This is a genomic window from Marinomonas sp. A3A, assembly GCF_018336955.1.
Lineage (GTDB): Bacteria > Pseudomonadota > Gammaproteobacteria > Pseudomonadales > Marinomonadaceae > Marinomonas > Marinomonas lutimaris.
On sequence record NZ_CP025532.1, the window covers coordinates 3,527,799 to 3,554,484 of the forward strand.

Annotated in this window: 25 protein-coding genes; 1 reads left to right on the top strand and 24 read right to left on the bottom strand. The window is 42.2% G+C overall.

The features are described from left to right. Positions 1 to 31: 31 nt before the first annotated feature. The 23 genes from fliD to lptM form a co-directional block, all read right to left on the bottom strand. Positions 32 to 1,657, bottom strand: a complete 1,626-nt coding sequence (gene fliD, locus CYL31_RS16510) for a flagellar filament capping protein FliD (protein ID WP_212916264.1) — start codon at positions 1,655 to 1,657, stop codon at positions 32 to 34. A 39-nt stretch (positions 1,658 to 1,696) separates the two neighbouring features. Continuing rightward, positions 1,697 to 2,119 carry a flagellar protein FlaG gene (locus CYL31_RS16515; protein ID WP_212916265.1) on the bottom strand — a complete coding sequence of 141 codons (423 nt, stop codon included), beginning with the start codon at positions 2,117 to 2,119 and terminating at the stop codon, positions 1,697 to 1,699. A gap of 64 nt (positions 2,120 to 2,183) precedes the next feature. Continuing rightward, positions 2,184 to 3,068, bottom strand: coding sequence for a flagellin N-terminal helical domain-containing protein (locus tag CYL31_RS16520; RefSeq protein WP_212916266.1), 885 nt, complete (start codon positions 3,066 to 3,068; stop codon positions 2,184 to 2,186). Positions 3,069 to 3,362: 294 nt separating this feature from the next. After that, positions 3,363 to 3,512 carry a hypothetical protein gene (locus CYL31_RS16525; RefSeq protein WP_212916267.1) on the bottom strand — a complete coding sequence of 50 codons (150 nt, stop codon included), beginning with the start codon at positions 3,510 to 3,512 and terminating at the stop codon, positions 3,363 to 3,365. A 1,841-nt stretch (positions 3,513 to 5,353) separates the two neighbouring features. Beyond that, the gene (locus tag CYL31_RS16530) at positions 5,354 to 6,238 is read right to left on the bottom strand and encodes a flagellin N-terminal helical domain-containing protein (RefSeq protein ID WP_212916268.1); all 885 of its coding nucleotides are present in this window, start codon (positions 6,236 to 6,238) and stop codon (positions 5,354 to 5,356) included. A gap of 413 nt (positions 6,239 to 6,651) precedes the next feature. Next, positions 6,652 to 8,202 (bottom strand): HD-GYP domain-containing protein, encoded by a 1,551-nt coding sequence (locus CYL31_RS16535; RefSeq protein WP_212916269.1) that lies wholly within the window; start codon positions 8,200 to 8,202, stop codon positions 6,652 to 6,654. A gap of 22 nt (positions 8,203 to 8,224) precedes the next feature. Further along, the gene (gene flgL, locus CYL31_RS16540; protein WP_212916270.1) at positions 8,225 to 9,535 is read right to left on the bottom strand and encodes a flagellar hook-associated protein FlgL; all 1,311 of its coding nucleotides are present in this window, start codon (positions 9,533 to 9,535) and stop codon (positions 8,225 to 8,227) included. A gap of 3 nt (positions 9,536 to 9,538) precedes the next feature. Next, on the bottom strand, positions 9,539 to 11,515 hold the full coding sequence (flgK, locus tag CYL31_RS16545) for a flagellar hook-associated protein FlgK (protein WP_212916271.1): 1,977 nt from the start codon (positions 11,513 to 11,515) through the stop codon (positions 9,539 to 9,541). Positions 11,516 to 11,624: 109 nt separating this feature from the next. Beyond that, on the bottom strand, positions 11,625 to 12,611 hold the full coding sequence (flgJ, locus tag CYL31_RS16550; protein ID WP_212916272.1) for a flagellar assembly peptidoglycan hydrolase FlgJ: 987 nt from the start codon (positions 12,609 to 12,611) through the stop codon (positions 11,625 to 11,627). Positions 12,612 to 12,619: 8 nt separating this feature from the next. Then, the gene (locus CYL31_RS16555) at positions 12,620 to 13,708 is read right to left on the bottom strand and encodes a flagellar basal body P-ring protein FlgI (RefSeq protein WP_212916273.1); all 1,089 of its coding nucleotides are present in this window, start codon (positions 13,706 to 13,708) and stop codon (positions 12,620 to 12,622) included. A gap of 49 nt (positions 13,709 to 13,757) precedes the next feature. Next, positions 13,758 to 14,609, bottom strand: coding sequence for a flagellar basal body L-ring protein FlgH (locus CYL31_RS16560; RefSeq protein WP_212916274.1), 852 nt, complete (start codon positions 14,607 to 14,609; stop codon positions 13,758 to 13,760). Positions 14,610 to 14,622: 13 nt separating this feature from the next. After that, a complete protein-coding gene (flgG, locus tag CYL31_RS16565) occupies positions 14,623 to 15,408 on the bottom strand; it encodes a flagellar basal-body rod protein FlgG (protein ID WP_212916275.1) in 786 nt (261 codons plus the stop codon). A gap of 62 nt (positions 15,409 to 15,470) precedes the next feature. Next, entirely contained in the window at positions 15,471 to 16,214 is a 744-nt protein-coding gene (gene flgF / locus CYL31_RS16570) for a flagellar basal-body rod protein FlgF (RefSeq protein ID WP_212916276.1), read from the bottom strand. Between the two features lie 139 nt (positions 16,215 to 16,353). Continuing rightward, positions 16,354 to 18,051: a flagellar hook-basal body complex protein gene (locus CYL31_RS16575; protein WP_212916277.1), complete on the bottom strand. Its 1,698-nt coding sequence runs from the start codon at positions 18,049 to 18,051 to the stop codon at positions 16,354 to 16,356. Between the two features lie 12 nt (positions 18,052 to 18,063). Beyond that, complete coding sequence (locus CYL31_RS16580; protein WP_212916278.1) at positions 18,064 to 18,768, bottom strand: flagellar hook assembly protein FlgD; 705 nt, start codon at positions 18,766 to 18,768, stop codon at positions 18,064 to 18,066. A 10-nt stretch (positions 18,769 to 18,778) separates the two neighbouring features. Then, entirely contained in the window at positions 18,779 to 19,228 is a 450-nt protein-coding gene (gene flgC / locus CYL31_RS16585; RefSeq protein ID WP_048814395.1) for a flagellar basal body rod protein FlgC, read from the bottom strand. A 5-nt stretch (positions 19,229 to 19,233) separates the two neighbouring features. Next, positions 19,234 to 19,626, bottom strand: a complete 393-nt coding sequence (flgB, locus tag CYL31_RS16590; protein WP_212916279.1) for a flagellar basal body rod protein FlgB — start codon at positions 19,624 to 19,626, stop codon at positions 19,234 to 19,236. Between the two features lie 248 nt (positions 19,627 to 19,874). After that, positions 19,875 to 20,201: a thioredoxin TrxA gene (gene trxA / locus CYL31_RS16595; protein ID WP_212916280.1), complete on the bottom strand. Its 327-nt coding sequence runs from the start codon at positions 20,199 to 20,201 to the stop codon at positions 19,875 to 19,877. A gap of 104 nt (positions 20,202 to 20,305) precedes the next feature. Next, complete coding sequence (locus CYL31_RS16600; protein ID WP_212916281.1) at positions 20,306 to 21,019, bottom strand: HAD family hydrolase; 714 nt, start codon at positions 21,017 to 21,019, stop codon at positions 20,306 to 20,308. Beyond that, complete coding sequence (locus CYL31_RS16605) at positions 21,016 to 21,681, bottom strand: DUF484 family protein (protein WP_212916282.1); 666 nt, start codon at positions 21,679 to 21,681, stop codon at positions 21,016 to 21,018. Before CYL31_RS16605 ends, CYL31_RS16600 begins: the two co-directional genes overlap by 4 nt. Before the next feature lie 7 nt (positions 21,682 to 21,688). Beyond that, entirely contained in the window at positions 21,689 to 22,519 is an 831-nt protein-coding gene (dapF, locus tag CYL31_RS16610) for a diaminopimelate epimerase (protein ID WP_212916283.1), read from the bottom strand. A 10-nt stretch (positions 22,520 to 22,529) separates the two neighbouring features. Then, the gene (gene lysA, locus CYL31_RS16615; RefSeq protein ID WP_212916284.1) at positions 22,530 to 23,783 is read right to left on the bottom strand and encodes a diaminopimelate decarboxylase; all 1,254 of its coding nucleotides are present in this window, start codon (positions 23,781 to 23,783) and stop codon (positions 22,530 to 22,532) included. A gap of 14 nt (positions 23,784 to 23,797) precedes the next feature. Continuing rightward, positions 23,798 to 23,917 carry an LPS translocon maturation chaperone LptM gene (gene lptM / locus CYL31_RS16620; RefSeq protein WP_212916285.1) on the bottom strand — a complete coding sequence of 40 codons (120 nt, stop codon included), beginning with the start codon at positions 23,915 to 23,917 and terminating at the stop codon, positions 23,798 to 23,800. 224 nt (positions 23,918 to 24,141) lie between these two features. On the opposite strand from lptM, the gene CYL31_RS16625 reads away from it, so the two are divergent. Beyond that, entirely contained in the window at positions 24,142 to 25,053 is a 912-nt protein-coding gene (locus CYL31_RS16625; protein ID WP_212916286.1) for a hypothetical protein, read from the top strand. Positions 25,054 to 25,140: 87 nt separating this feature from the next. Here CYL31_RS16625 and argH read toward each other — a convergent pair whose 3' ends face one another. Beyond that, positions 25,141 to 26,541 (bottom strand): argininosuccinate lyase, encoded by a 1,401-nt coding sequence (gene argH, locus CYL31_RS16630; protein WP_212916287.1) that lies wholly within the window; start codon positions 26,539 to 26,541, stop codon positions 25,141 to 25,143. Positions 26,542 to 26,686: the final 145 nt, after the last annotated feature.

A 26,686-nucleotide genomic window follows, 5' to 3' on the forward strand; every position in this document is an offset into this window, starting at 1 on the left:
CCATTAATACGTGTATTACAATTTAAAACAGCTACATTTTCGACAATACAGAATTTAAATAGCCACCTTGAGCATTCATATTTGCAAGGCGAGAATCTAAACTTGTAAACTTGGACCGTAGAGAATCTTCATATTTGACCATACGGTCTTCATAAGCCTCTAACGTCCCTTCTGTATTATCTATCGACCGGCGAACCGAATCCTTTAATGAATTTGTCATTCCATCAGATCCGGTATAGTTATCAAGCAGATCTTCTAATGACTGAGCCAACCCGTTATCACCAGATATCAATGGTGCGATATCGCTATAGCCTTTTTTCATGGCATTATCAAACTTAGCGTTGTCAAAACTAAGCTTACCTTTGTTATCCATTTTCACACCCAGATCGAAAATAGAAGTAAAGGTTCCAGAATCACCATGACTACTCATTAACTGGGTAGATAGGGAGGACTGCAAGTTCCGGACCATGCTATTACCATTTAAAACAGCGCCCCTATCTGAGCTAGCTTGCAGCAATCCAACAACATCATTATAAGAAGCAATAAACTCTTCTATAGTTTCCTGAACTGTCTTTTGGTCAAAGCTGATGTCTACTTTTGTAGTTTTATCTGTCAGCGCTAATGCTTCAATGGATAAACCAGCAACGGCATTATCAAAAGTATTGGTATCATTTCTAATTTGAATACCATCTACAGTAATAATTGCATCACGAGCCTCATCTCCTAAAGGCGTATAAAGGCCAGCAGATATTCCTTCGGTTGAAATGGTGTCTAAACTAAGCACTGCATTTTTTGCAGTAGGAGAAGTATCTTTTTTATCAGCAATATCTGAATCTTTGCCATCAACAGAAGCAGAATCTCTCTCTGAATCTGCTATGTCTTTTTCTTCATCGGCAGGAATCGGTCCATCATTAGCAAAGTCAACATCATCTCCCGCCAAGTCCAATTCATCTTTTCCGTCGGCGACATCTTCAGCAGGAAGCTCATCAAGTGTTTTGTCTGAGCTGTCCTCAATAGGATTATCAATAATATTGCCGTTTTCATCTCTCACAACAGCAGTATTGATAATTTTAAGTGTATTTGCAGCCCCCTGAATGGCAGAGGTAGCTGTGAAGAATAGATTACCGTTACCATCATCAACCAAATTAGCAGACACACCAAAGTTATCTTCTGATGTATTAATTTGATTACGAAGTTCGGATAAAGTCGTACCAGCATCAACGGTAATAGAAAACTCGTTGCTACCAGCCTTAAAGGTAAGTCGCGAATCTTGTTTAGCAACAACATCATCCGCAGAGGAAAAAGTACCAGGCGCCGACATGACTCGACTGCCCTTTGCTAGCTGATTGACATCAATAGAATAAGAGCCATTTGAGGCCGTATTGTCTGTCGTAATAGCAATAACTTCTTCACCTTCTGTTTGGGCGATTTTTGCATCACGCCCAGTAAAAAGCTCATCATCATTTAGAGCTTTGACAGAAGATTTAAAAGTATCAATAGCTGAGCCAACTTTGCCTAATGCAGACAACTCCGCCTCATAGCCATCAATTTTATCTTGATAAAGTTTTACTTTAGCGTCTTTTTGAGCACTCACCATTTGTTTAACAAGGGACTCTAGGTCAATACCAGACCCTGCACCTAATGAGCCTACCGACATAACTTTATCTCCTGACACCTACATTATCTGTTATCTAAATCAAACCTCACTGTTTACCAAGGTTCCCTTGATATCACTTAGCTGGCTCATAATAGCGTCTATTCTATCAGACATTTTAAGAAACTCTTCTGTTGGGATTTGGCGTACCACATCCCCCGTTGTCTGATCTAACACTTTTACGATATTTTGCGCCCTGTCTTCTGTCATTTCAAAGGTTAAATGCACATTTAATTGAGACATTTTTTGATTCATGATCTCGACGTCGTGAGGCTCTACCTTTGCAGAAGAATTTGAAAATTGAGAGTTTCGATTATCTTTATCTGCTCTGCTCGTATCGGCTGTATTTTGTACAACTTTAGCATTTGCTTGGCGTAATGCGGCAAAATCTTCTGCGGCACGCTGTTCTGGCTTTAAAGAGTAATTGAGACCCTGCTTAGAAAAATCACTGGCATTAATAGACATATCAGAGTTCCCCCAAATAGACAAAAGCCGGGACTAGGTCCCAGCTTTCCGCTACCAATAATGCTTAGCCTAATAGAGACAAAGCAGTTTGTGGACGTTGGTTTGCTTGAGCCAAAATAGATGAACTTGCTTGCTGAAGAATTTGAGAACTTGTTAGCTTAGCAGTTTCTTCTGCGAAATCAGCATCACGTACACGAGAACGAGCAGAGGCTACGTTTTCAGAAATATTACTCAAGTTAGTAATTGTAGAACCAAAACGGTTTTGCACCGCACCCAACTCAGCACGTTTTGAGTCAACTGCAGAAATCATAGTATCTAGTACATCTACCATGCTCTGAGCATTAGCCATTGTAGATACAGAAGCACTTACAACATCAACCTGAGCAGTAGTAGCATTACTAGATAAACCAGACATAGTGAAACCACCATTACCAGCGTAATCGATTGTGTTGTTAATACCACCATCGGTTAAGTTAAAGCTAATAGTTTGGTTAGAGTCCGCGCCTACTTGGAAAATACCAGTGTAAGTACCGTCCAATAAGTTTTCACCACCGAATGTAGTATCCGATGCGATACGGTTAATCTCAGTAGATAGCTGACTAACTTCTTGCTGTAGTGCTGCACGGTCTTTATCTGAGTTTGAACCGTTTGATGCCTGAATAGATAGCGTACGCATTCGCTGCAACATGTTTGTTGTTTCATCCAATGCACCCTCTGCCGTTTGAGACAAAGAAATACCATCATTGGCGTTACGAACCGACTGATTCAAACCATTTACCTGAGAAGTTAAACGGTTAGAGATAAGTAGACCTGCCGAATCATCAGCCGCGCTGTTAATACGCAAACCAGAAGACAAACGCTGGAAAGAAGTATCCAACGATTTAGCTGAGCCCATTAGCTGGCGCTGTGCACTTAAAGATGAAGTATTCGTATTTACATAAAGAGCCATCATAGCCTCCTAGGTTTTATTAAATCCTGCAAAAAAGCAGATCGTATAAGGTTTTCGACAAGAATCTGAAAACCTTTAGTCAATTTAGGAAATATTTTTCCGTTTTTCGGAAAATAACCTCCTATATAGCGGCAAATAAATGCCTAAGTAATTGTTTTAAAATAAATTTAAAACAATTAAATTTATTTACACTTTTTTTTAAAACACTGTGTTTTTTACCTTAAAGCCCCAAAAACACGCCTTAAAATCCCTTAAACCTGATCCAAAAGTAAATAATCTGACAAAGATCTTTCACTAGGTCTCCACTTCCAACTCACCAAGACGGCAAACAATCACCAAAGAAATGGCTACCACATTAAAAAACAGACAAAAACTGCCACTCAAACCATTATTGAAGACAAAGTCGTCTATGTTTCGCTCAAAAATCAATAAAGACTCGGCCATGCCTTTCGAAACATCTTAAAAAAGAAATTCAGCCCACTCTTCATCCACAAAAATACCGGCAGCCCCCGATTTTTCGCCAACGAGTGGCCATGCCACGCTCACGGCAACATCCTATGCAAAAATACAAATAAGCAATCTGTCACCAAGCTAGCCATCAGAATCAAAACCCACAATGTATTAGCCAAAGCCCTGAAAAAAAGACGCAGCTGCGCCGTTAAAAGGATTCGAAAAGCGAAATTTCGCCCGTGTCTCATCCGCGCAAATAGCGTCAGAAATCTAACGGCTGTGTCAATGAGTGGCCATATCGCAGCCACAGCAGTAGCCTATGTAGAAATACGAATAAGCAACCTGCCACCAAACTCAACGCCTCAGAATCAACAGGCTCAACCTCCAATCAAGACCGCGAAAAAAAAGACATAGCTGTGCCATTAAAAAACCCTAAAAACGAAATTTCGCCCGTTATTCATCCACACAAATCGCGTCAGAAATCTAACGCCTGTGTCAATGCGTGGCCATATCGCAGCCACAGCAGTAGCCTATGTAAAAATACGAATAAACGACCTGTCACCAAACTCGACTCCTCAGAATAAACAGACTCAACGTATCAGCCAAAACCCTAAAAAAAGACGCAGCTGTGCCATCAAGAAACCCGAAAAACAAAATTTCGTCCGTTATTCATCCACACAAATAGGGTCAGAAATCTAACTTTTGTGTCAATGTATGGCCACGCCACAGTCACAGTCACAGTCACAGCAGTAACTTATGCAAAAATACGGATAAGCGACCTATTACCAAACTCGACTCCTCAGAATCAACACACCCAACGTATCAGCCAAAACCCTAAAAAAAGACGCAGCTGTGCCATCAAGAAACCCGAAAAACAAAATTTCGCCCACGATTCATCCACACAAATAGGGTCAGAAATCTAACTTTTGTGTCAATGTATGGCCGCGCCACAGTCACAGCAGTAACTCATGCAAAAATACGGATAAGCAACCTATTACCAAGCTCGACTCCTCAGAATCAACAATCAGCCAAAATCCTAAAAAAAAGACGCAGCTGTGCCGTCGGGAACATCTGGAAAACTAAATTCTGCCCGTTATTCATCCACACAAATAGCGCCAGAAACCTAACTTTTTCATCAACAAATGACCGTGCTACAGTCACAGCAGTAATCTATGCAAAAATACGAATAAGCAACCTGTCACCAAACTTGACTCCTCAAAAACCAAGCGCTCAGCGTGCAACCCGAGTCCGTGAAAAAAGGCGCGGCTGCGCTGCCCATAAAAAATTCATTGTTCATACAACCACAACAGCCTTACACACAACGAAATACGGCATAGCCACAACATGCATTCGACACATTTCAATTCGCTAGAGCTTTCTCTATTCCGCATACTTCACTTTTAGATGCGAGCCTGACCACTGAAAACCTAGCAAAATCATCTATAGCTTCTCGCAAACTGAACAATATATTTAAGGCACAAACTCATCACTGAAATTACTCATCAAGAATGATCTATACTTTTAAAAGAACTCCATCAAAAAAGCTCATCTCAAAGCCGGTCAAGAGCAAAACGACATATATATCGCGATCTGTTTGCTCAATAATCGCCTGCGGCATAAGCCTCAACACCAAACATCCCCTCTCCTAAACCACCCAAAAGCATCAAAAAACGCACAAAAACTCACTATTTGGGCAAAAAAAAGCCGGGTGAAAAAATCACCCGGCATAAAAGGCACCTCTAGGAGAGAGAAGTAGCCTATTTTCCGAGACAAACTCGAATCATTTGCGAAAGCTGCAATCTAGTGCGGCTTCACCTCACGCTATTTTGTATAAATTAATTACCTAATAAAGAAAGCGCAGTCTGAGGACGCTGATTTGCTTGAGCAAGAATGGTACTACTCGCCTGCTGCAAAATTTGCGTACTAGTCAGATTGGCCGTCTCTTGAGCAAAGTCGGCATCACGAACTCGAGCACGAGCCGAAGATACGTTTTCAGAAATGTTACTCAAGTTAGTAATAGTAGAACTAAATCGGTTTTGTACCGCACCCAGCTCTGCTCGTTTAAAATCTACCGCAGAAATCATACTATCAATAATACCGATCATACTTTGCGCATTCACCATAGTTGAAATAGACGCAGTAACTTCGTCAACTTGAGCCGAAGCTTGGCTGGACAAACCGGACATGGTGAAACCATTATTAGCTTGGTAATCAATAGAATTATTTGGACCACCAAACTCCAAAGTAAAACTGATCGTTTGGTTTGCGTCGGCACCAACTTGGAAAACACCTTGGTAAGTACCGTCTAGTAAGTTCGCACCACCAAATGTGGTTGTTTCCGCAACACGGTTGATCTCTTTAGACAATTGCGCCATTTCTTGCTGTAGCGCGACACGGTCTTTGTCTGAATTTGATCCGTTTGCTGCCTGAATAGATAGAGTACGCATACGTTGTAGCATGCTTGTCGTTTCGTCCAGGGCACCTTCAGCTGTTTGAGATAAAGAAATACCATCGTTCGCGTTTCGTACAGATTGGTTCAAACCATTAATCTGTGAGGTCAAACGATCTGAAATTTGAAGACCTGCAGCGTCATCTGCAGCGCTGTTAATTCGACGACCAGATGACAAGCGTTGGTATGCCGTATCAAGGTCACGACTAGAGTTTGAAAGTAGTCGCTGAGCATTCAGCGAGGACACATTAGTATTTACATATAAAGCCATTTTTTCTCTCCTAAAAATATTTTTTAAACGAGACAACCTTTTGATTTAATTAGTTATTTGGTTTTTGTCTCTTATTAAAGTTATCGACACATTCGCGCTGATCTTTAATATTTTTTTATACTTTTTATACTTTTTTTGATTTTTTTGCATCTTCCTAACTCAAAAAAAGCGGTACTCACAGTTATCGAACTCAACGTAAATAACTTTAAGAATAAAAGTAAAAAACATGAAAAAGACTAAAAAAAACCGGAAAACAGAAGGGATACAAAATATAGGTAGGCATCAAAAGATCTGCCTAATGGTGAACGGTGAACGGTGAACGGTGAACGGTGAACGGTGAACGGTGAACGGTGAACGGTGAACGGTGAACGGTGAACGGTGAACGGTGAACGGTGAACGGTGAACGGTGAAAATTATGAAATGTGGTTAATAAACTGCAAACCATATGCTTGAGGATCTACTTCTTTTTCTATTCTCACCTCTGTTCTCAAGTTAGCAGATTTATTCAACTCAATATCAGAAGCTTCAACAAACGCCTTATTCGTAGCGCTATAAACCTGACGAACCAAAGAAGGCTGAAAAGATTTATTCAGCGTCAAAACAAACCCAACACGCCCGTTAGATAGGGAAACACAAGAACCAACTGGAATACTACCAATGCTTTTTAAGAAGACCATCAGCAGTTTTTTATCGAATGCTAAACCTGACTCTTTGCTCATCTGCTGACATGCCTTTATTGGGCCCATAGAAGGTTTATGCGGCTGCTCTGAGGTCATTGCATCATATGCATCAATGATTGCCGCAATCTTTCCATAGACTGAAATTTCTTGATCCTGCTTACCTGCAGGATAGCCAGAACCATCAATTTTTTCATGATGATCAGACAGCATTTGATATACCGCCTTAGGCACACCATCGCATTTTTGCAAGATCTGCTCTCCAAACTGAATATGCCTGCGAAATAAATCAAACTCACTATCCGTCATTTTTGTCGTTTTTGCTACCATTGCCGCAGGCAAACGAAAACGCCCCAAATCAAACAATAGAGCACCAAGCGTAATCACCTCTACATAGGCATTCGACAATTTCATTGCTTTGGCAAAGTGAATACCAAGTACAGCCATCCCCATAGCGTGCTGCTCCAAATAAATTGAAGCATCTTTTATATGGCGTATTGCCATGAGCGAAAAATTATTACGGGTATGAGACTCAATAAGCCGACGACAGAACTTCATAAGCTCCAACATTTCTAACTGCTCACCGTGTTTAAAGCGCTCTACCTGAGTAGATAATAAAGAGTATCCATCCTGAAATATTTTAAGCGCGGTAGTGGTTTCATCATCAAATGCAGTTGGAATAAATTTACTTTCTATAGGAACTTTTTTGAGCGCTGCAGATTTTGACACTTGTTGTTCAATGTCGACCGCTGGCCCCAAGCCATTCGGTACACTGCCTTTATTTAGATCTCCACTCTTATCCATTCGAGCTTTATAACTCAGGATATATTCTCTGGTTTGCTCGTTTAATTCTTGTCGAAAATAACGAAAGAGACTTTGGCTTCGACCATGCTTACTGCGTAACTCTTTTGTGTTTAAATCCGGATTAAGCTTTTTAAGGCTTCTTACTGAGCGACCACTAGCAATAGACATACATAAAATAAGAAATCGCTCTTGAGCATCATATAAGCGTTCACGTCGACTGTTTAATAGCTTGTCGTCAGAAAAGTAAGGATCGTAGGGAAGGAACTCAGAATCTAAAGTGGGACGCAGCACATCAAAGGTTATTTGACGCATAGCCACACCGACAATGCGATCTTTTCGACCGTGCATTTTTATCAGGCTTTGAACCCGCTTACTGCCAACAATTGTATCTTTAATGTCCAAGATACTGAGTATTTCATCCATATCGAAATACCCAACATTGATATCAGCCCCAAAACAGGACTCCATTTTAAATACTGACATCTTTTACCTTATACCCTAAAACTTACATCTTATTAAATAGGGAAAGATTACTCATACGAGTAAACACCTTTTGTGAAGCTGTTAACGCCGACTCCTTCATTGACAATTCCGTAGCTGCTTCAGCCATATCCAAACCAGCTATACGATCTTGAGCGGTTGCGTTGGCCAGCTGATTTGCCAAACTGTAGCTCGATCGATCACGTAACACATTTAAACGCGCACCCACGGAGGATCGAGCATCCCCCACTTTTTGTTGCGCATTCTTAATACTACTGGAGGCCTCAAAGAATGCTCGCTCACGCTCAGCATGGGTTGAATAACGATCTTTCAAAACCGCTAAGGAATCGTTAATTTCATTCAACACATTATCACGAACAGGTTTGTCTAATTGAATATCAGCCACCGCACCTGGTTCGCCTCTCATCATAAAAGACATACCACCAAAGTTAATTGGCTTACCTGCAATGTATTTGCCTGATGCGAGAACCTCACCGTTATTGTTCGTGATGGCGTAAGTACCTGGTGTGCCATCAAAGCTTCGCCTTCTGTCTTGGTCTTCTTTCGTGTCAGAACCCAAGCGTAATGAATCCAAGGCTGGCGCAACTTCGCCCTCTTGCAATATAGGGGAAGTTGTCAGCTGAAATTGATTCAGCAATGGGTTTTCTGGGTCATAATTTTGCGCCATGAACTCATCAAAGTCGCGCTGCTCGGCAACTTCTGCGGTAAATTTCACGTCACCAAGTAATACCTCTGAAGAAAAACTACGACTTGTCCAGACATCTTGAAACAATGCTTTACCAGAATCGGAAACAGGGATTTTCATATCCTCAGAGATTTGAGCGAATTTCTGTCCTTCATTGCCGACCCATTCATAGCGACCTTCGCCATTTATGACAAAAGGCGGTCCCATGGTATCAGTACCAGCAAAAATATAGTTACCGTCGGCACTTTTGGAATTCATTAACTCCGCCATAGTACCTGTAATCAAGCTAATTTCTTGGGCGATTGCGTCAAGGTCTTCTTGGGTGTTGATATCATTTTGCCCTTGGATAAATAATTTACGCACATCGTCCATAGCATCATTTAAGCTGTCTAAGGCGACCTCCTGATACTCCAGATGACCATTCGCCATGGTAATAGCTTCGTCAAACTGTTTAAGGCGATTATTATTACCTTCGTACATTAAGACTTGGCTAGCACCAACAGGATTATCACTCGGCTTTACTATGTCTGTTTGCGCACCGATTTTACCTTGGATATTCAGGATCTTATCGTTAGCCTTGCTAATAGCTCTGCTTGATTGATCATAAATTAAATTATTCGTAACACGCATAAATTACCTCATAATCCCTAACAACGTTTCAAACGTGGTACGGGCAGCAGTTACCACCTGCGCAGACGCGGAATAAGACTGCTGGTATTTCATTAAGTTGACAGCCTCTTCATCGAGACTGACTGCCGATAAACGATCTCGGCGCTTAATACTGTCATTCATTATGACTTCACTCGATTCAGCATGGCCCGCCGATTCAGCTGCTTTGGTACCAATATAGGAAACATAACCTGCAAACGCCTTGGTCAAGCTCGCTTTTCCCTCCACTAAATGGGAATTTTGTAGATTCACCAAGGCCAAACCATTAAAGTTATCGGACGGACCTATATTTTCTGTAGTGATGGAAAATTCATCTCCTTTTTGAGGCACAGAAGAAATAGAAACATCAAAGCCAGCCTCTTTTGCTAAACCAGCCTGCTCTAGCAAGTTGGAGTATTGCTGCACATTATCCACTTTAGCCAGCTCGACACCGGAAACATCACGTATCACATAAGAGTTGGGGGAGGTAAAGTAAATTTGGTGCGGTGCACTTGGGTATAAACTTCCATCCATTGCAAAAGCAGAAGAGTCATGACTCGTATTGGTGACCGCTGATAACGAAATTCTCGCATCGGATAAGTTATTTGAGCTTGTGGAAACCCCTACTGGAGCACTCAATGCCAAGGCATCGCCATTTTTGGCATTCATACTCAAACCGATCGCAGCTCCTGCGCTGGGAGAGAAACTAAACACATCATCTTCATCAAACTTACTTAAGTCAGCGACACGAAGATCTAAACCTAGTTCATCAATCTTATAATACCCTTTGCTGTCTGGAGTCATTGCAGTTAGATCAAATACAACAGACTGGCCCGCCGCCTTATCATTCAAGTCGTACTTAGTAATGGCAAAGCGATCATCATCCGTTCGAGTGAGCTTATAAGTATCGGTAGTAATTTTAGCGGACTCCCCACCAGAGACTTTTACTGAGATATTTGGCAACTTATCTATATTATCGCGAGTTGAAAAAATCTGAATAGGACGACGCTCAAATAAATCGATGCCAAATTCACCTTTTGCATCCAACCCTTTAGCATTTTGGGTATTCAAAGCATCAGACATCACAATAGCATGCTGCCCAAGAGTACGATCAGCTAATTCACCAAAACCAGAACGAAAATCTACTAAAGCACCAAGACTACCACCTAAGCCTTTGGTCTTTAGCGCAACATTATAATCACCAAAATTGACGACTAAATCGACTTTATTGGGACTAATCGCATTGGGTAGTGCTTTTAATTCGGTATGTTGTTGGTCCATAATCAAAGGCTGCCCACTCCCTAGTTGAACAGACATCAGTCCTTTTTCATCATACTGAACATCAATATCTATATATTTGGAGAGATCCTTGGCTAACAGTTCTTGCTGATCTCTTAGCTCATTAGCTGGCGATCTTGATAACCCTTCTTCACGCAAGACTTTGTCATTTAATTCTGAAATTTTGGAAGTGATCGCATTAATGTCTACTAATGATGTTTCCAACTGCTGATCAACCAAGTTTTCTTGATCCTCGATCATGCCCGATAGGGTCTTATATTGATTCACTAAGTTATTCAAACTGGAATGCGCCAACTCTCTTAATGAAGATGAAGTTGGATCGTTATTAGCGGCTTGAAGAGCACCAAAGGCTTTATCCAAATACCCAGTCAATGCAACACTGTCTTCCGCGAATAGACTGTCTGAAGCACTAAGTAACGAGCTATAGGTATCGTGATATGAATAATCAGACACGTCTGAACGTACTTGGGTACTAACAAACTTATCTACTAGTCGGGAGGTATCTTGAAGTACCACACCGCCCATAGGTGAAGTAACAGTATTAGTGCGCTGGCGGCTGTAACCTTCGGTATCCACATTGGCCGTATTTTGCCCAGTCGTATTAATACGGGCATTACTAGACAGTAGTCCAGACAAACCAATTGAATATAAATTTGAGCCCATAGCCCACACCCCTAGTACGTTTTTCAAAAATAACCTTGAGCTCTTCTTTAGCTCTATCGGCTATTAATGCAAGAACTTTACCAAAGCTGATAATTGAGTGATTTTATTATTACAAACCTTGAAACCACTGACTAGAAAGGATGTTGTCGATTTTTTCGGAGTACTTTGGATCTGTTGCGTAGCCGCCTTTTTGCAAAGAAGCGGCAAACATTGACGCGTCATCTCCAGCCTGCAAGGCATCTTTATACCGCTCACTAGAAGATAAGAAATCGGCATAATCATCAAAGCTTTGCGAAAAGGAATCATAAGCACGAAACGCTGCTTTTTCGCGCTTTGCCACGCCATCACGGAACTCTAAGGTATTCACAACCGCTCTATCGCCTTGCCAACGATTATCCGCTTTAATACCAAATAGATTAAAACTCGCTGCGCCATCTTCTTTGGCAATCGGATATTTCCCCCAACCAGTCTCTAATGCTGCCTGAGCCAATATTGCTTTGGGATTAACACCAAGTTTTTCAGCGACCTTCTGAGCATGTGGCCAAAGATTTTCAACAAACTCATCAGGCGAATTAAAAACAACAGAAACCGCTGAGGGGACGGAAGATACGCCAGTAGCGGAAATATTTTGGGCTTTTTGCTTAGCCTCTTGCTGGACTGATTGAATAAACTCTGTAGAAGCTCGATGAGCTAAAGCCTGAATTCGGACTAAATCTTGTTTGGCAACCTGATTTAAGAAATCAGTATCGCCTCGCTCTTTCGCCTCAGGTGAACTAATTCGACTTTGCTGTTGAGTTTGATACTGACGAATCAGGGCTTCGGATAAACCAATACCACCAGACTGCGCCATGCTCTGAGACATCTGCGAATCCATCATCTCTTGATATTGCTTAGTTTGAGCGCTAGAAAAAAGATCGCTGCCAATTGCTTCATTCGTGCTACGCATATTTTTCAGTAGCATATTAATAAAGATAGACTCAAACTGCTGCGCAACGTCTTTTAAGGCGGCATCGGGGTCTTTTTGCGCTTTGGTCTTTAAATCTGTAAGCGTAGAAAAGTCAGCAAAAAAATCTTGCTTTGGCGGCACTGAATTCATAACCAAACCTATATCACTACTAAGTCAGCGTTAATCGCACCGGCTTGCTTTAAGCCTTCCAAAATAGCCATAACATCGCCCGGCGCCGCACCAACCTGATTAACAGCACGAACAATATCATTAAGCGAAGCACCTGGATCAAACACAAACATATGACCACTATTCGGAGCGATCTCAATCCCTTCACGAGGCGATACAATCGTTTGACCACCAGTAACTATGCCATCTTTTCCTACAACTGGTGGCACATCTTTGATTGTCACCGTCAAACTACCATGAGTAATCGCGGCAGGAGACACTTTAACGTGTTGACCAATAATAATGGTTCCAGTACGAGAGTTAACCACGATGCGCGCACGCTCTTCAGCCACTTCAACATCTAGGTTTTCCAGAATCGACAAATAGGTAACACGCTGACTTGAATCTCTTGGTGCAGAAACTCTAATCGATGTCGCGTCAAGTGTCGTCGCGACACCAGGACCTAAAAGGTTATTGATTTTATCCGTCACTTGTTTCGCTGTTGTGAAATCTGGACGATTAAGGTTAAACGTCAAGGTATCCCCCGTATTAAAACTACTAGGCACGACACGCTCGACACTGGCACCATTTGGTATACGACCAACGGTAGGAACATTGCTTGTGGTTCGCGATCCATCTGCCCCATTCGCCCCCAAACCGCCAACAACCAAGTTGCCTTGAGCAATCGCATAAACCGCGCCATCGGCACCTTTTAATGTAGATAAAAGTAGCGTGCCACCACGTAGTGCACTCGCATTACCAATAGACGAAACAGTCACATCGATTTTTTGACCAGGCTTAGAAAAGGCCGGCAAGGTAGCCGTCAATGAAACTGCCGCAACGTTTTTAGACGTCGCATTGACACCTTCAGGCAAGGTCACCCCAAAACGAGACAGCATACTAGCAAAGCTCTGATTGGTAAAAGCGGTACTATCACCCGTCCCATTAAGGCCAATTACCAGACCATAACCAAACAATTGGTTTTCTCGGACGCCCTGAACACTAGCAATGTCCTTCAGACGCTCAGCCTGAACAGAAAAAGATAAAAAATATAAGACAATTAGCGCTATGTGCTTCATCGCGTCACCTATTAAGAGGTACAAACCTCTCAGCTGTTAGATCATTAAATTAATAAGGCATATCACTAGAATTAAGTAAACGACTCACCCAACCTTGCTCACTTCCTGCGGCAACATCTCCGGTTCCAGAATACGTAATTCTCGCATCGGCAACACGCTCAGATTCTACTGTATTGTTTGGCGAAATATCCTGTTTACGTACCACACCAGAGAAACGAATATATTCATCTCCTTGGTTTAAACGTAGCCACTTCTCTCCACGCACCGCCAATAGACCATTTGGATAGGCTCTGTAGACAGTCACAGAAATCGTTCCGCTTAAACTGTTATTTTGATTCGCTGATGCATTTCCAGTGAAATCCGTACCTTGCTGAGGAAGCGTGGTATCTACTTTCAATTCTTGGCCTAATACAGTCGGATTCTCAATCGTTGCCGAAGAGGATTTAGAAACAGTTGCCGCGTTAGCTTTCGTCGACGTCGTCGTTTCATTTAAATTAATGGTTAGAATATCCCCTACTTTACTAGCTTTCTGATCACCAAAAAATACATCTCCCATGCTAGTCTGATAAATACCGCCAGTTGGTGCTTGCGAAGGATTCATACCATTAGGATACACAGGTGCATAATAAGGGTCATCAGACTGAATAGATTGACTAATATTTGGTCCATTTAATGGGTCATTAGGATCTGGCACAAAACCTTTACGTGGAACATCTGGTGAAGACTCTGCCGGTGTTTCACTATCATCGCCAGCAACTGCATCAATGACCGCATCGGTTACTGCCGCTGCCGCACCAGCCGCTGCCGCATTGGCAACAGCTTGCTCATTAACATCCCAAGAGAGGCAGCCAGACAAACAAGCACTTAACAAAACCAAGAACGCAAATTTAATCTTCATCATATTCCACACGTTACTATAACTGCTGTATTGCAAAGCTCATCATGCCATCAGCGGATGCGATAACTTTTGAGTTCATTTCATAAGCACGCTGTGTCGTGATCATGTTGACAAGCTCTTCAATAGAATTGACATTGGAAGCCTCAAGCATCCCCTGAGCAATAGTACCTAATGAATCAGTGCCTGGCACTCCAACTATTGGCGGACCACTAGCATTCGTTTCAGTGAAAATATTTTGCCCTGCCGAATTCAATCCGGTTGGGTTAATAAAGCCTGCAATATTTATAGCCCCAACTTGCTGAGCATCCGCATCACCACTTTGTCGAACTGACACTATGCCGTCTTCTGCAATCATAATTTCGATAGCACCTGGGTCAATTTGGATACCAGGCTCAACCACCAAGCCGCCAGAAGTAACAAGCTGACCTTCACTATTAAGTTGAAGACTACCATCACGTGTATAAGCGATAGTACCGTCTGGCTGCAATACCTGTAAGAAGCCTTTACCTTGGATAGCAATATCAAGCTGCCTATCCGTCATATTGTAGTCGCCATTAGAAAAATCTTTTTGGGTCGCTCCTACTTTCACACCAGTACCTAATTGTAAACCTGATGGCAACTCAGCATTTTGCGCACTCAAGCCACCAGGTGCTCGTACTGTTTTGTACATTAGATCTTCAAATACCGCCCTATCTTTTTTAAATGCCGTTGTCGAAACGTTTGCCAAGTTGTTGGCAACGACGTTTAACTGCTTATCCATCGCACTCAAACCGGTTTTACTGACCCATAATGCTGAATTCATAAAAGCCTCTTAATTTATTCCGTTATTCTCTACGTTATTCTTGATGCAATTACAGGTCATGCTTAAGACGTACGCTGCAATATGCGAGCAGAAGAATCTGCATTTTCCCGAATTGAATCCATCATCTTCACGTTCATTTCGAAACGGCGTGATAAATTCATAATATGCGTCATCTCTTCAACTGCATTCACATTACTGCCTTCGATGAAACCACTTACTAGCTGGACATTTGGATCAACATCATAGGCTTGACCATCACGCGAATGAATCAAACCATCTTCTTCTTTGCGTAAATTTTGTTTATCAGGATTGACCAATTTAATTTGATTAAGCACAGCAATTTCGTTACCAGCCCCCCCCTGCGGAACAATAGAAATAGAACCGTCTGCAGTAATGTTAATGCTATCAGCAGGCGGCAAAAAAATAGGCCCGTCCACACCAGCAACAGGCAAACCCCGTCCTGTTACTAATTGCCCTGCGGCATTAATTTGAAAGTCACCAGCTCGAGTATAAGCCTCTTGACCACCTTCATCATAAACAGCAATAAAACCATCGCCAGCAACGGCAACATCCAAATTGCGACCAGTCTGTATCATGTCACCTTGCGTATAACGTGTGGCTGGATTCTCTGTCATCGCATAAACACGACTGGGATGATAGTCACCATATACTTGCATAGAACGAGCTTGTTCAAAATCCGAACGAAAGCCAGTTGTGCTGACGTTCGCTAGATTGTTAGCGTGTATGGTTTGAGCGTTCATAGTTTGTACACCACCGCTCATTGCTAAATATAAGGCCTTATCCACTACAATTCTCCCAGAAGAATTTACATAACTAAGGTAACTACTATCAAAAAACGTACCAACTTATAAAAACGATAAAAAAAGCAAAAAAAAGCCGAAACAGCGAAGCTGTTCCGGCATCAAATCTTCTCTCTCCAGAAAATTAGCGGAGGTTAATTATCGTCTGTGTAACAGTATTTTCTGTTTCTAATGTTTTACTGTTCGCTTGGTAATTACGCTGCGCCTCAATAAGCGCAACCAATTCAGACGTAAGATCAACGTTAGACTCTTCTAACGCGCCCCCTTGGATTTTGCCAAATGTTCCTGTGTTCGGACGGCCAATGTCAGCAGGACCGGACCCCTTACTTGCCAGCCATCCTGTGTGCCCAGACGGCACAAGACCGTCAGTACTATCAAATGTTGCCAAGGCAACCTGGCCAAGAGTTGCCGTTTGTTGGTTGGTGTAATTGGCCATTAAGAAGCCATCACTATCAAAAGAAACACCTTGCAACTCACCAGCAGAAAAACCGTTTTGCTCGAAGTTATCCGTATTATTTAACGCAAACTGCGTTGAGCCAGTTAAATCTAATGGCGTAACTTGACCTCGGTTTGTTGGATCTATCCCGTTAATCTCTAGTGTAATTGGCTGCGGAACTCCAAAAGGAGGAAGTCCCCGATAAGCCCCCATCAAATTACCAGCAGGATCAAAAGAGACAGTGGTATTTTTCTCTAAAAACCGCGTATCTTCGCCTGTAAAAGGATCCGTATAACTTTCCTTCCCATCCATTGTGACACGAAGCTCGTAAGTATTATCTTCCCCTTGTTTAATGAAGTAATACCCTAGTGTATGAGGCTCTCCCAATGAGTCAAAAGTCGTTCTGGTATTGCCGTAGTTGTAAGTATCAGGACTTAACGGGTCAAATACCTCACGAGCAACCGAGCTAGGCTCTCTCATTTCTTCGGGCGCAAGCGCTGAAGCAATAGCAACACCACCTATTGTTCCAGCAACCGCTAAAGGTGTTTTTGTTGCGGCAGCTATATCGGCTTCACCAGGCTCAGTTGCACCGAGATACAGGAGTTCAAACGGCTGCTCTTCTGTTCCGTCGCCATTATAATCCGTACCACCTTCAGCAGAGTTAAAAGTAGCGTAAGTTTCACCTAAGAACGCAGCACCATTATCATCAGTCAGATTTCCATCAACGGTGGCATTTACTTTATAGGTATTAGGCAACTCACTTTTTGAATAATAGTAGGTAACTATATGTGTTTTACCATTACCATCTGCAACGCCTTGAGTTTGGGTGAAATTATAAGTATCTGGATTTAATGGATCAAAGTCCGCCTTAATAAAGGCTGGAATATCATCATTCTCTGAATTCAAGTTTACTTTTAGTTCCATCGCAGTGGTTGGCTCTGGCGGAATTCGATCCGTTGGCACTTTTAGATCTTCTAAATTACCTCCCACAACACCATCAACAGCATTAAAACCCAAAACATTACTACCAGTATTTGTTACTAGAAAACCATTTTCATCGAGTTTAAAATTGCCTGCGCGGGTATAGGACTGAGCAATCCCTGAATCAAGAACAAAAAAACCACTGCCATCCACAGCAAGATCTAAGTTGTTGTCTGTGTAAGATATGTTGCCGGCAGAAAACTCTTGAGACACTTTACTCACGCTCACACCAGAACCAATATTGTTTCCACTTCCGGCACCAAGTACGCTGGTATTATAGAGGTCATCAAATTCAATACGTGACTTTTTAAAGCCCGTAGTATCGGCGTTGGCAATATTATTACCTGTAACACTTAAATAATCGGCAGAGGCTTTAATGCCAGATAATGCAGTATTGAATCCCATAATGCTCTCCAATCACCCTAATATTTCTAATTCGTTCGTAAGTTTGATTTTGCCGTGGTTTTCCACGTTTAAAACCGTGCCATTTTCACCATTTATGGTGACGCCTTGAATTCGCGTAGGAACCTGAGTACTCATCGCCGATATTTCACCTTGCTCATTGGTTGATGACGCGGCAAAACGATATTCACCAGGCGGCAAAACATTTCCGTCATCATCTAACTTATCCCACTTGTACTCACCCGTGCTAAGCGCGGCGGTACGAACAAGACGGTTATCCGCATCGTATATTTTTAATGTTGCAGCCTTAGAATTCTCAGGTATTACCGTTCTCAACTGAACAGCCTCAAGACCATCCGTCACTTTCACTTTACTACCGTCCATCAATACAGACTTACCCACCAAGGTAGAAGCACTAAGCGCCTGATTAGACGTAAGCGAAGTGGCCATGTTTTCTAATTGATCAGAGATACTAGTCAATCGCTCTAACGAACTAAATTGAGACATCTGCGCCACCATGTCGTTAGTGTCTTGCGGCGCGGTCGGATCCTGTCCTTTAAGCTGCTCTATATAAAGCTTCAAAAAGACATTTTGATCAGCAAGCGCCGCTTCGTCTTTCTGCACATCAGGCTTTTCAATACCAGCTTTTGTTTTAGCCGCTTCAGTCCCATATTGGGAAATCAACCCATTAAGACCTTTCGAGTCAGATATATTTGCCATCTGTCAGCTCCTATGACTGCCCAAGCGTGAGCATTTTCTGCATCATACTTTTGGCTGAGTTCATAATTTCTACGTTTGTCTGAAAAGAACGAGACGCTGACATCATATCTGCCATCTCTTCCATAGGATTTACGTTCGGATAAAACACGTAACCATCTTCATTTGCCATTGGGTGATCTGGTTCGTATCTAGGCTGTAAAGGTGCGTCTGACTCCACAATGCCATCTACTTTTACCCCAACACCAGCACCGGTATCATCTTTGTTTGCATTGTTCCAACCATATTCACGCATGCTGTCATTCATCATTTGCGAGAACACGGGCTTACGAGCTCGATAAGTCTGATCGGCTGAACTTGCTGCACTGTCAACGTTTGCCATGTTGCTAGCAATCGTATTCAAACGTATGGTTTGAGCACTCATTGCAGATCCAGAGATAGTAAAAATATTACTCAAAGACATCGTTATTAATTCCCAGTAAGCGCTTTTTTCATGCCGTTAATTTTTCGATCCAAGAACATAAAACTCGTATCAAACTGTAATGAGTTTTGAGCGTACTCAGCCTGCTCTCTTTGCATATCTACCGTATTACCATCCAAAGATGGCTGGTTAGCATTTCGGTACAACAACCCTTCTGGCTCACCAGAAAAACCTTCCCCAGAAATATGGCGCGAGTTCGTTCCAGCAAGCTGCAATTTTTTGCTTTCACTATTTAAAAATGAATCGAACGAGATATCTCTCGCCTTATAATTCGGCGTGTCAGCGTTGGCAATATTGTTGGCAAGGACAGCCGCTCTCGCACTGCGAAACTCCAGCGTCTTATCGTGTCCAGCAAATGCACTCGCAAAAGAAATAGCCATTCGATCCTCAAAGAAAAATATTATTCATCTGTACGAAACATATAAAGCAATTATGATGCCAAAAAATAATATTGATATTTTTCAATAACTTAATAAAAAATAGAATAGAGACGGCAAAAAGCGGCAACAGACATTAAGAAGAAAAAACAGACAAAATTTTGATGAGTTTATTATAGAACAGAATAATAAAAACAAAAAAAGCAGCCATCAGGCTGCTTTCTTTTACACTAAAATCACCTAATCAGGCATTAGATAGCGCTGTTTACAAACTCTACCAATTGAGATTTGGACACTGCGCCAACTTTAGTCGCTACCACTTCGCCACCTTTAACGATCAACAAAGTAGGAATACCGCGAACATTGTACTTAGGCGCTGTTTCTGTGTTTTCGTCAACATTTAGCTTAACAACTTTCACTTTGCCAGCGTATTCAGCAGCAACATCTTCCAAAACAGGCGCGATCATTTTACAAGGACCACACCAAGGAGCCCAAAAATCTACAATTACAGGGATGTCTGAATTAAGCACTTCTTCTGCAAATTGAGCATCAGTGATTTGAATTGTGTTCTCACTCATAATAATTCCTCAAAATTCTATTTTTAACTAATGAATGTGGCTAGTGTATCACTAAATGATTAGGGTAAAAACGAGTTCCCGTTAATTATAGCGATAGAAAAATGCTATAATCTTAAAGATCGAATAACCGTTGGTAACTCAAGTAAAGAATGTATTTCTGCATGAGAGCGAGCCCCCCAGTCATCCCCCCAACGCTGCGCGCCATGACGGTTAAACCAAATACTTTTCGCGCCAGCATTGGACGCGCCAAACACATCATCCACAGGGTGGTCACCCACATGAATAAGCTCAGATATATCTACACCAGCCTTTTTTGCAGCCATTGAAAATACATCAACAGCAGGCTTTGCAACACCTACCTGATCTGCTCGCACTGCGAATTCGAAATACTGCCCTAAACCGACATAAGGATGAAATACATCAGCATTACCGTTGGTGATAACAGCCAAAGTATAGTTCTGACCCAAGGCTTCCAAGACATCAACAACGTGAGGATAAAGATCCACTTTTTGACGCCATTCACAAAAATGCGCCAATGCAGCTCCAGCGACAGATTCGGCTTCTTCAGTGGGCAATCCAAATTTTTTTAACGCCAACTGATATAACGCCAAACGAGTCGCAGTTAAGTTAGTGGTTAACTCGGGATTTTTGGACAAGACTTGGCTTTTTAATTCTTCTCGGGCGAGAAGCGAATATTGCACAGAGAAACCAGGGAAACGCTCTTCAAACCAAGATTCCATGGCATATTCTGCTCGCATAATAACTGGAGCGACATCCCATAATGTGTTATCAAGATCGAAGGTAATCAGCAGGCTCACGGCAATAACCTCAACAAGATAGCGCTCAATAAATCAGCAAGATACTGCAGAAACAAAGCACCCTTTTCTTTATCAAAAGCAGACTTATTTTCTGCCCCTAATACAAGAACACCGCATTTCCTAACTTCTCCGCCTTCTCGTGACAAAAGCGGCAACACAGCAACAGAGCGAATAGAGGTAGCATCATCAGGAAAAAGAAAGCTCATTTCATTGGCAGGCAACGCACCACAAAAGCAGTCCGTAAACCCAGCAGCATGAGATAAAAACACATCATCTTCCACCAGTTTATGCGACCTGACCGCACTATCAGGAAATTCACCGTACAAAACCAATGCATGGTGAGACACTTCAAAATCGTCTCTCACCATGTCATCAATAATAACAGCAAAGTCATCCAAAGAGCTGCAAGTCAGACCCGCCAATACCAAGCGACGACTTTTTTGCATAGTAGACTCATTTTCACGAGCCACCTCTATTAGACGATCAAACTCTGCACGATAATCCGCTGTCGTTTTTCGCAGCGACTGTACTTGATATTCAAGTAACGAAATCACTTTTCCATTAATTGGATGAGGAAGCGTCAGACTCTCCAACAAATCAGTATTCCGAATAAAAAAATCCGGTGTGTTTGACAAATATTGAACAACTTCTTCTTCGCTCATAATCCCTCTATAGGTAAATTTGACCTTCGAATACTTTCTCAGCGGGCCCAGTCATAAGAATCGGTGCACCTTCGCCCTGCCATTCAATATGCAAATCGCCACCACGAAGATGAGCGGTCACTTTAGGTGACAACCATCCCTGCTTAATACCTGCCACAACGGCTGCACAAGCACCGGTTCCACAAGCTTGAGTTTCCCCCACGCCACGTTCATAAACGCGTAAGTTGATTTCATCAGGATTAATGACCTGCATAAAGCCAACGTTCACTTTTCTAGGAAAACGTTCATGACACTCAATCAGTGCACCAACGTTAGCAACCTCGTCATCTAACAGTTGATCGACTTTAATGACAGCATGAGGATTACCAACGGACACAGGCGTTATAAAATACTCAGTATCGCCAGCCATTATGCTGTAAAGCGCGTCACAAGATTCAGCTGTAAATGGCAAATCCTGCGGTTCAAAGCTTGGCGCCCCCATATCTACCGTAACTAAACCACCGTCCAGCACTCTTAATTGGATCGCGCCGCGTTTTGTTTCAACATTGATAATGCGTTTATTTGTTAACTCTCGGTCTAAAACAAACTTAGCAAAGCAACGAGCACCATTTCCACAATGCTCGACTTCGCTGCCATCCGAATTATAGATGCGATAACGAAAATCCATTTCAGGATCAGTGGGTGGCTCGACCACTAAAAGTTGGTCAAAACCAATCCCCCAATTACGGTCGCTCAGTCTCTCGATTTGTTGCTTATTAAAAAACACTTTACGAGACACTGCATCAACGACGACAAAATCATTTCCTAGACCATGCATTTTGGTAAATTTTAATAACACGATGAACTCCTTAGTCTGGCAAGATTTGCTCACCAGCCAGCTGATGTTCAATCGTTTCACGAGCACGAATCAAATAGGTTTTATCGCCATCGACCATAACTTCCGCTGCACGATTACGGCTATTGTAATTTGATGACATAGTGAAGCCATAGGCTCCAGCAGAACGCACAACCAAAAGATCGCCAGCTTGAATATCTAATTCACGATCCTTGCCCAAAAAGTCACCCGTCTCACAAATAGGACCAACAAGATCATAGCTACGTTTACCTTCTGGTGTTGGCAATAAAGACACAGGAACAATGTTCATCCAAGCGCCGTATAAAGATGGGCGAATAAGATCGTTCATCGCACCATCAATGATGGCGAAGTTTTTATGCGGATTGCATTTCAAAAACTCAACTTGCGTTAATAAAACCCCAGCATTAGCTGCAATAGAACGACCTGGCTCAAACGCGAGTTCGAAGTTTTTGCCTTTGACTTTTTCAAGTAAAAGTTTGGCGTAATCTGCAGGCTCAGGTGGTACTTCATCACGATAACGAACCCCTAAACCGCCACCTAGATCAAGATGCTTAATCGTAATACCAACTTCGGCAAGCTCATCAACCAAGCCGATCAAACGATCAAATGTATCCAAGAAAGGTTTTAGCTCTGTCAATTGTGAACCGATATGACAATCAACTCCCATGACATTTAAGTTAGGCAGTTCATGAGCAATTTTATAAATGCGAACCGCGTCTTTGATATCAATACCAAACTTATTCTCTTTCAACCCAGTTGAAATATAAGGGTGTGTTTTAGCATCGACATCAGGATTAACACGCAAAGACACAGGTGCTACTTTACCCATTTCGCCAGCAACTTGATCTAATCGGTACAATTCCGCTTCAGACTCAACGTTGAAACAATGAATCCCCACTTCTAATGCTCGACGCATTTCCAAGGCTTGTTTACCTAAACCGGAGAACATCACTTTTGAAGGATCGCCACCCGCTTTTAAAACACGCTCAAGCTCACCAATAGAAACAATATCAAAGCCTGATCCTAAACGAGCCAATACATTTAGAATCGCTATATTAGAACAGGCTTTTACGGCGTAACAGATCAGAGTTGGGTGTGATGCGAAAGCATCAGCATACGCTTTATAGTGACGCTCAAGAGTGGCACGAGAGTATACATAACAAGGCGTACCATACTGATTAGCGACATCTGACAAAGCAACATCCTCTGCATGCAGAGTCTGATTCGAATAATTAAAAAAGTCCAAAAGGGAATCCTCAGCTATAAAGACGATTCTTGCTGCGCTTCAGGTGCATCATCCGGCAAATAAAGCGCACCTTTATTTCCGCAAGCCGTAAGGAAAACAGCCAAAACACATACTGAAAGCAACTTAAACATCATCTTATCTCTTCTATTTTTGATTGAGACAGTATACCTTGCAGCAAGTTCGTTTCCCAACCCTAGCGAGCCAATTACATAGATATTCTTTACTTAGAATTCTTTACCTAGAATAGGCACGCGCTTTGGCTTGAATTTGCTATATTTACCTCAAGCTATAAAGATACTGACTTAAGTTGGATCCAAACATCGCTAACTTCAACAAAACGCAAAAAACAAGAAGCTTAATGAAAAACAGAATTGCCCCATGGATGGCTGCACTTGTCTGTGCCATCGCAATACACATACTAATAATTGAAATATCAGACAGCCAACATTGGTTTGATATAGACACGCAACCATCCAATTTCGAATTGTTTTTATTACCAGCACCAGCAACGCCGAATAATGAACAGACAGGCGCGGATACATTTCAGCAAAATGAAGATACTAAACCTGTGGAAAATCAATCTATAGACAATCAACCTGTAGATGCTCAGCCCGCAGACACAACGCTTATCACAGAAGAAGCTCAAACCGCAGCGTCTAAGGCAAAAAATACAAAGCCAGTAGAAAAAATAGAGCCCAAAATACCAACTGAATCCCCCACCAGCATTGCGCCTGAAAAACCCACAGGCAAAGAGCTAAGCGAAAGAAGCAATGGATTTGATCCTCAAGAAGTGATCAGCAATATGGACAATGAGCAAACGCTTTCAGGAAGCCCTTCACAAAATGGCAAGCAGAACTCAAGCCTTGATTCAGCACGGTTAAGCTCTGATAAACCAGAGTTGCTCGACTTATCAAAAGTATCCTTGTCGCCGGATGTGGACGATGCCGCATTAACTGGCGTTTTCTCTGAAGAATTGAGGGATAAAATTGCGCAGTCGAAAAAAGCACAAAAAGACTACTTGAAAGGCCTAACAAAAGAAGTCGACTACCCAATCACTAAAGACGCGGATGGAACACGCTATGTCAATATTAAAGGCGTCTGCTGGCGACTCCCTAAAGAAGGTAGTAATGAAGGCTGGGCCATTGTATTTGACGGCTGTGGGGTAAAATCCAAGCTATTTCACTTTGAGCTAAACATTTCACCTAGCATCATCACTAATGAAATATTGGGCCCAGACTCGCCATTTAACTTAGATCAACCCGTTAAATAACAGCCCGTTTAAAAATTGTTTAAACAAAAACGGCTGCCCTAGGCAGCCGTTTTTAAATGATTTAATTCTTGTCTATCTAATCAAATCTTATCGCGTAGCAAGATCCGCTTTAGCGCGTTCAACCGCTTTTAACACTTGCTCTGGTGCTGTTCCACCGATGTGGTTACGAGCCGCAACAGAACCTTCAAGTGTCAAGACGTCAAAGACGTCCGCCTCAATCATGCTACCAAAAGACTGAAGTTCTTCCAGCGTCATCTCAGATAAGTCCTTGCCTTCTTTCACACCGTAACCCACAGCTTTACCAACAACTTCATGAGCATCACGGAACGCAACACCATGACGAACCAAGTAATCAGCTAAATCGGTAGCCGTCGAAAAACCACGACGAGCCGCTTCATACATATGCTCTTTACGAGACTCAATAGCAGGAATCATGTCGGCAAATGCACGCAATGACCCTTTTAGCGTATCAACCGTATCAAACAATGGCTCTTTGTCTTCTTGATTATCTTTGTTGTAAGCCAAACATTGCGACTTCATCAAGGTTAACAAGCCCATCAAATGTCCATAAACACGACCAGTTTTACCACGAACTAATTCTGGCACATCAGGGTTTTTCTTCTGCGGCATTATAGAGGAACCAGTACAAAAGCGGTCAGGCAAATAAATGAAGTTAAACTGAGCAGATACCCACATCACCATTTCTTCAGCCCAACGGGACATATGCATCATGATGATAGAAGCTGTTGCTGTAAATTCGATGGCAAAATCTCGGTCACTTACAGAGTCTAATGAGTTATATGTTGGACGTTCGAAGCCTAACAACTCTGCTGTCATATGACGGTCAATTGGATAAGTGGTTCCCGCAAGGGCCGCCGCGCCAAGTGGTAAAATATTAATACGCTTACGGCAATCTGCTAGACGCTCGTAATCACGCTGCATCATTTCATACCAAGCCATCAAATGATGACCAAACGTCACAGGTTGAGCCGTTTGCAAGTGAGTAAAGCCTGGCATAATGGTATCGGCTTCTTTTTCCGCCAAACTCAAAATGCCTTGTTGCAGACGAGTCACTTCTTCCATTAAAAAGTCCACTTCATCACGCATATAAAGGCGGATGTCAGTAGCAACTTGGTCGTTACGAGAACGGCCAGTATGTAGTTTTTTACCGGTAATGCCGATTTTCTGCGTCAAACGAGCTTCAATGTTCATGTGAACATCTTCTAATTCAATCGACCACTCAAATTCGCCACGGGCAATTTCATCCTCGATTTCAGTCAGCCCCTGAATAATCTGATCTCGTTCTTCTTCGGTCAAAACACCTACACTAGCAAGCATTTTGCCATGTGCAATTGACCCTTGAATATCCTGCTTTGCCATACGTTGATCAAACTCAACAGATGCAGTGAAACGCGCTACAAACGCATCGACAGGCTCAGAAAAACGACCACCCCATTGCTGGTTCGTGGTTTTATTAGTATCAGTCATTCGGTTGGTTCCCACACAAATTCAAACAGCTGCCAAGAGTACATTAAGCGCCTCGACTTATAAAGCATTGAAAGATGACGGGCTCCTCCTTAGCGAGTATCATTAACACAGAAAATTGAAAGGTAATTATCCATCTACAAGTCAT

Coding starts and splice junctions, on each gene's coding strand:
- fliD (WP_212916264.1), bottom strand. CDS start 1,657: ATGTCGGTAGGCTCATTAGGTGCAGGGTCTGGTATTGACCTAGAGTCC.
- CYL31_RS16515 (WP_212916265.1), bottom strand. CDS start 2,119: ATGTCTATTAATGCCAGTGATTTTTCTAAGCAGGGTCTCAATTACTCT.
- CYL31_RS16520 (WP_212916266.1), bottom strand. CDS start 3,068: ATGGCTCTTTATGTAAATACGAATACTTCATCTTTAAGTGCACAGCGC.
- CYL31_RS16525 (WP_212916267.1), bottom strand. CDS start 3,512: ATGGCCGAGTCTTTATTGATTTTTGAGCGAAACATAGACGACTTTGTC.
- CYL31_RS16530 (WP_212916268.1), bottom strand. CDS start 6,238: ATGGCTTTATATGTAAATACTAATGTGTCCTCGCTGAATGCTCAGCGA.
- CYL31_RS16535 (WP_212916269.1), bottom strand. CDS start 8,202: ATGTCAGTATTTAAAATGGAGTCCTGTTTTGGGGCTGATATCAATGTT.
- flgL (WP_212916270.1), bottom strand. CDS start 9,535: ATGCGTGTTACGAATAATTTAATTTATGATCAATCAAGCAGAGCTATT.
- flgK (WP_212916271.1), bottom strand. CDS start 11,515: ATGGGCTCAAATTTATATTCAATTGGTTTGTCTGGACTACTGTCTAGT.
- flgJ (WP_212916272.1), bottom strand. CDS start 12,611: ATGAATTCAGTGCCGCCAAAGCAAGATTTTTTTGCTGACTTTTCTACG.
- CYL31_RS16555 (WP_212916273.1), bottom strand. CDS start 13,708: ATGAAGCACATAGCGCTAATTGTCTTATATTTTTTATCTTTTTCTGTT.
- CYL31_RS16560 (WP_212916274.1), bottom strand. CDS start 14,609: ATGATGAAGATTAAATTTGCGTTCTTGGTTTTGTTAAGTGCTTGTTTG.
- flgG (WP_212916275.1), bottom strand. CDS start 15,408: ATGAATTCAGCATTATGGGTCAGTAAAACCGGTTTGAGTGCGATGGAT.
- CYL31_RS16575 (WP_212916277.1), bottom strand. CDS start 18,051: ATGGGATTCAATACTGCATTATCTGGCATTAAAGCCTCTGCCGATTAT.
- CYL31_RS16580 (WP_212916278.1), bottom strand. CDS start 18,768: ATGGCAAATATATCTGACTCGAAAGGTCTTAATGGGTTGATTTCCCAA.
- flgC (WP_048814395.1), bottom strand. CDS start 19,228: ATGTCTTTGAGTAATATTTTTACTATCTCTGGATCTGCAATGAGTGCT.
- flgB (WP_212916279.1), bottom strand. CDS start 19,626: ATGGCTATTTCTTTTGCGAGTGCATTTGCTGGACACGATAAGACGCTG.
- trxA (WP_212916280.1), bottom strand. CDS start 20,201: ATGAGTGAGAACACAATTCAAATCACTGATGCTCAATTTGCAGAAGAA.
- CYL31_RS16605 (WP_212916282.1), bottom strand. CDS start 21,681: ATGAGCGAAGAAGAAGTTGTTCAATATTTGTCAAACACACCGGATTTT.
- lptM (WP_212916285.1), bottom strand. CDS start 23,917: ATGATGTTTAAGTTGCTTTCAGTATGTGTTTTGGCTGTTTTCCTTACG.
- CYL31_RS16625 (WP_212916286.1), top strand. CDS start 24,142: ATGAAAAACAGAATTGCCCCATGGATGGCTGCACTTGTCTGTGCCATC.
- argH (WP_212916287.1), bottom strand. CDS start 26,541: ATGACTGATACTAATAAAACCACGAACCAGCAATGGGGTGGTCGTTTT.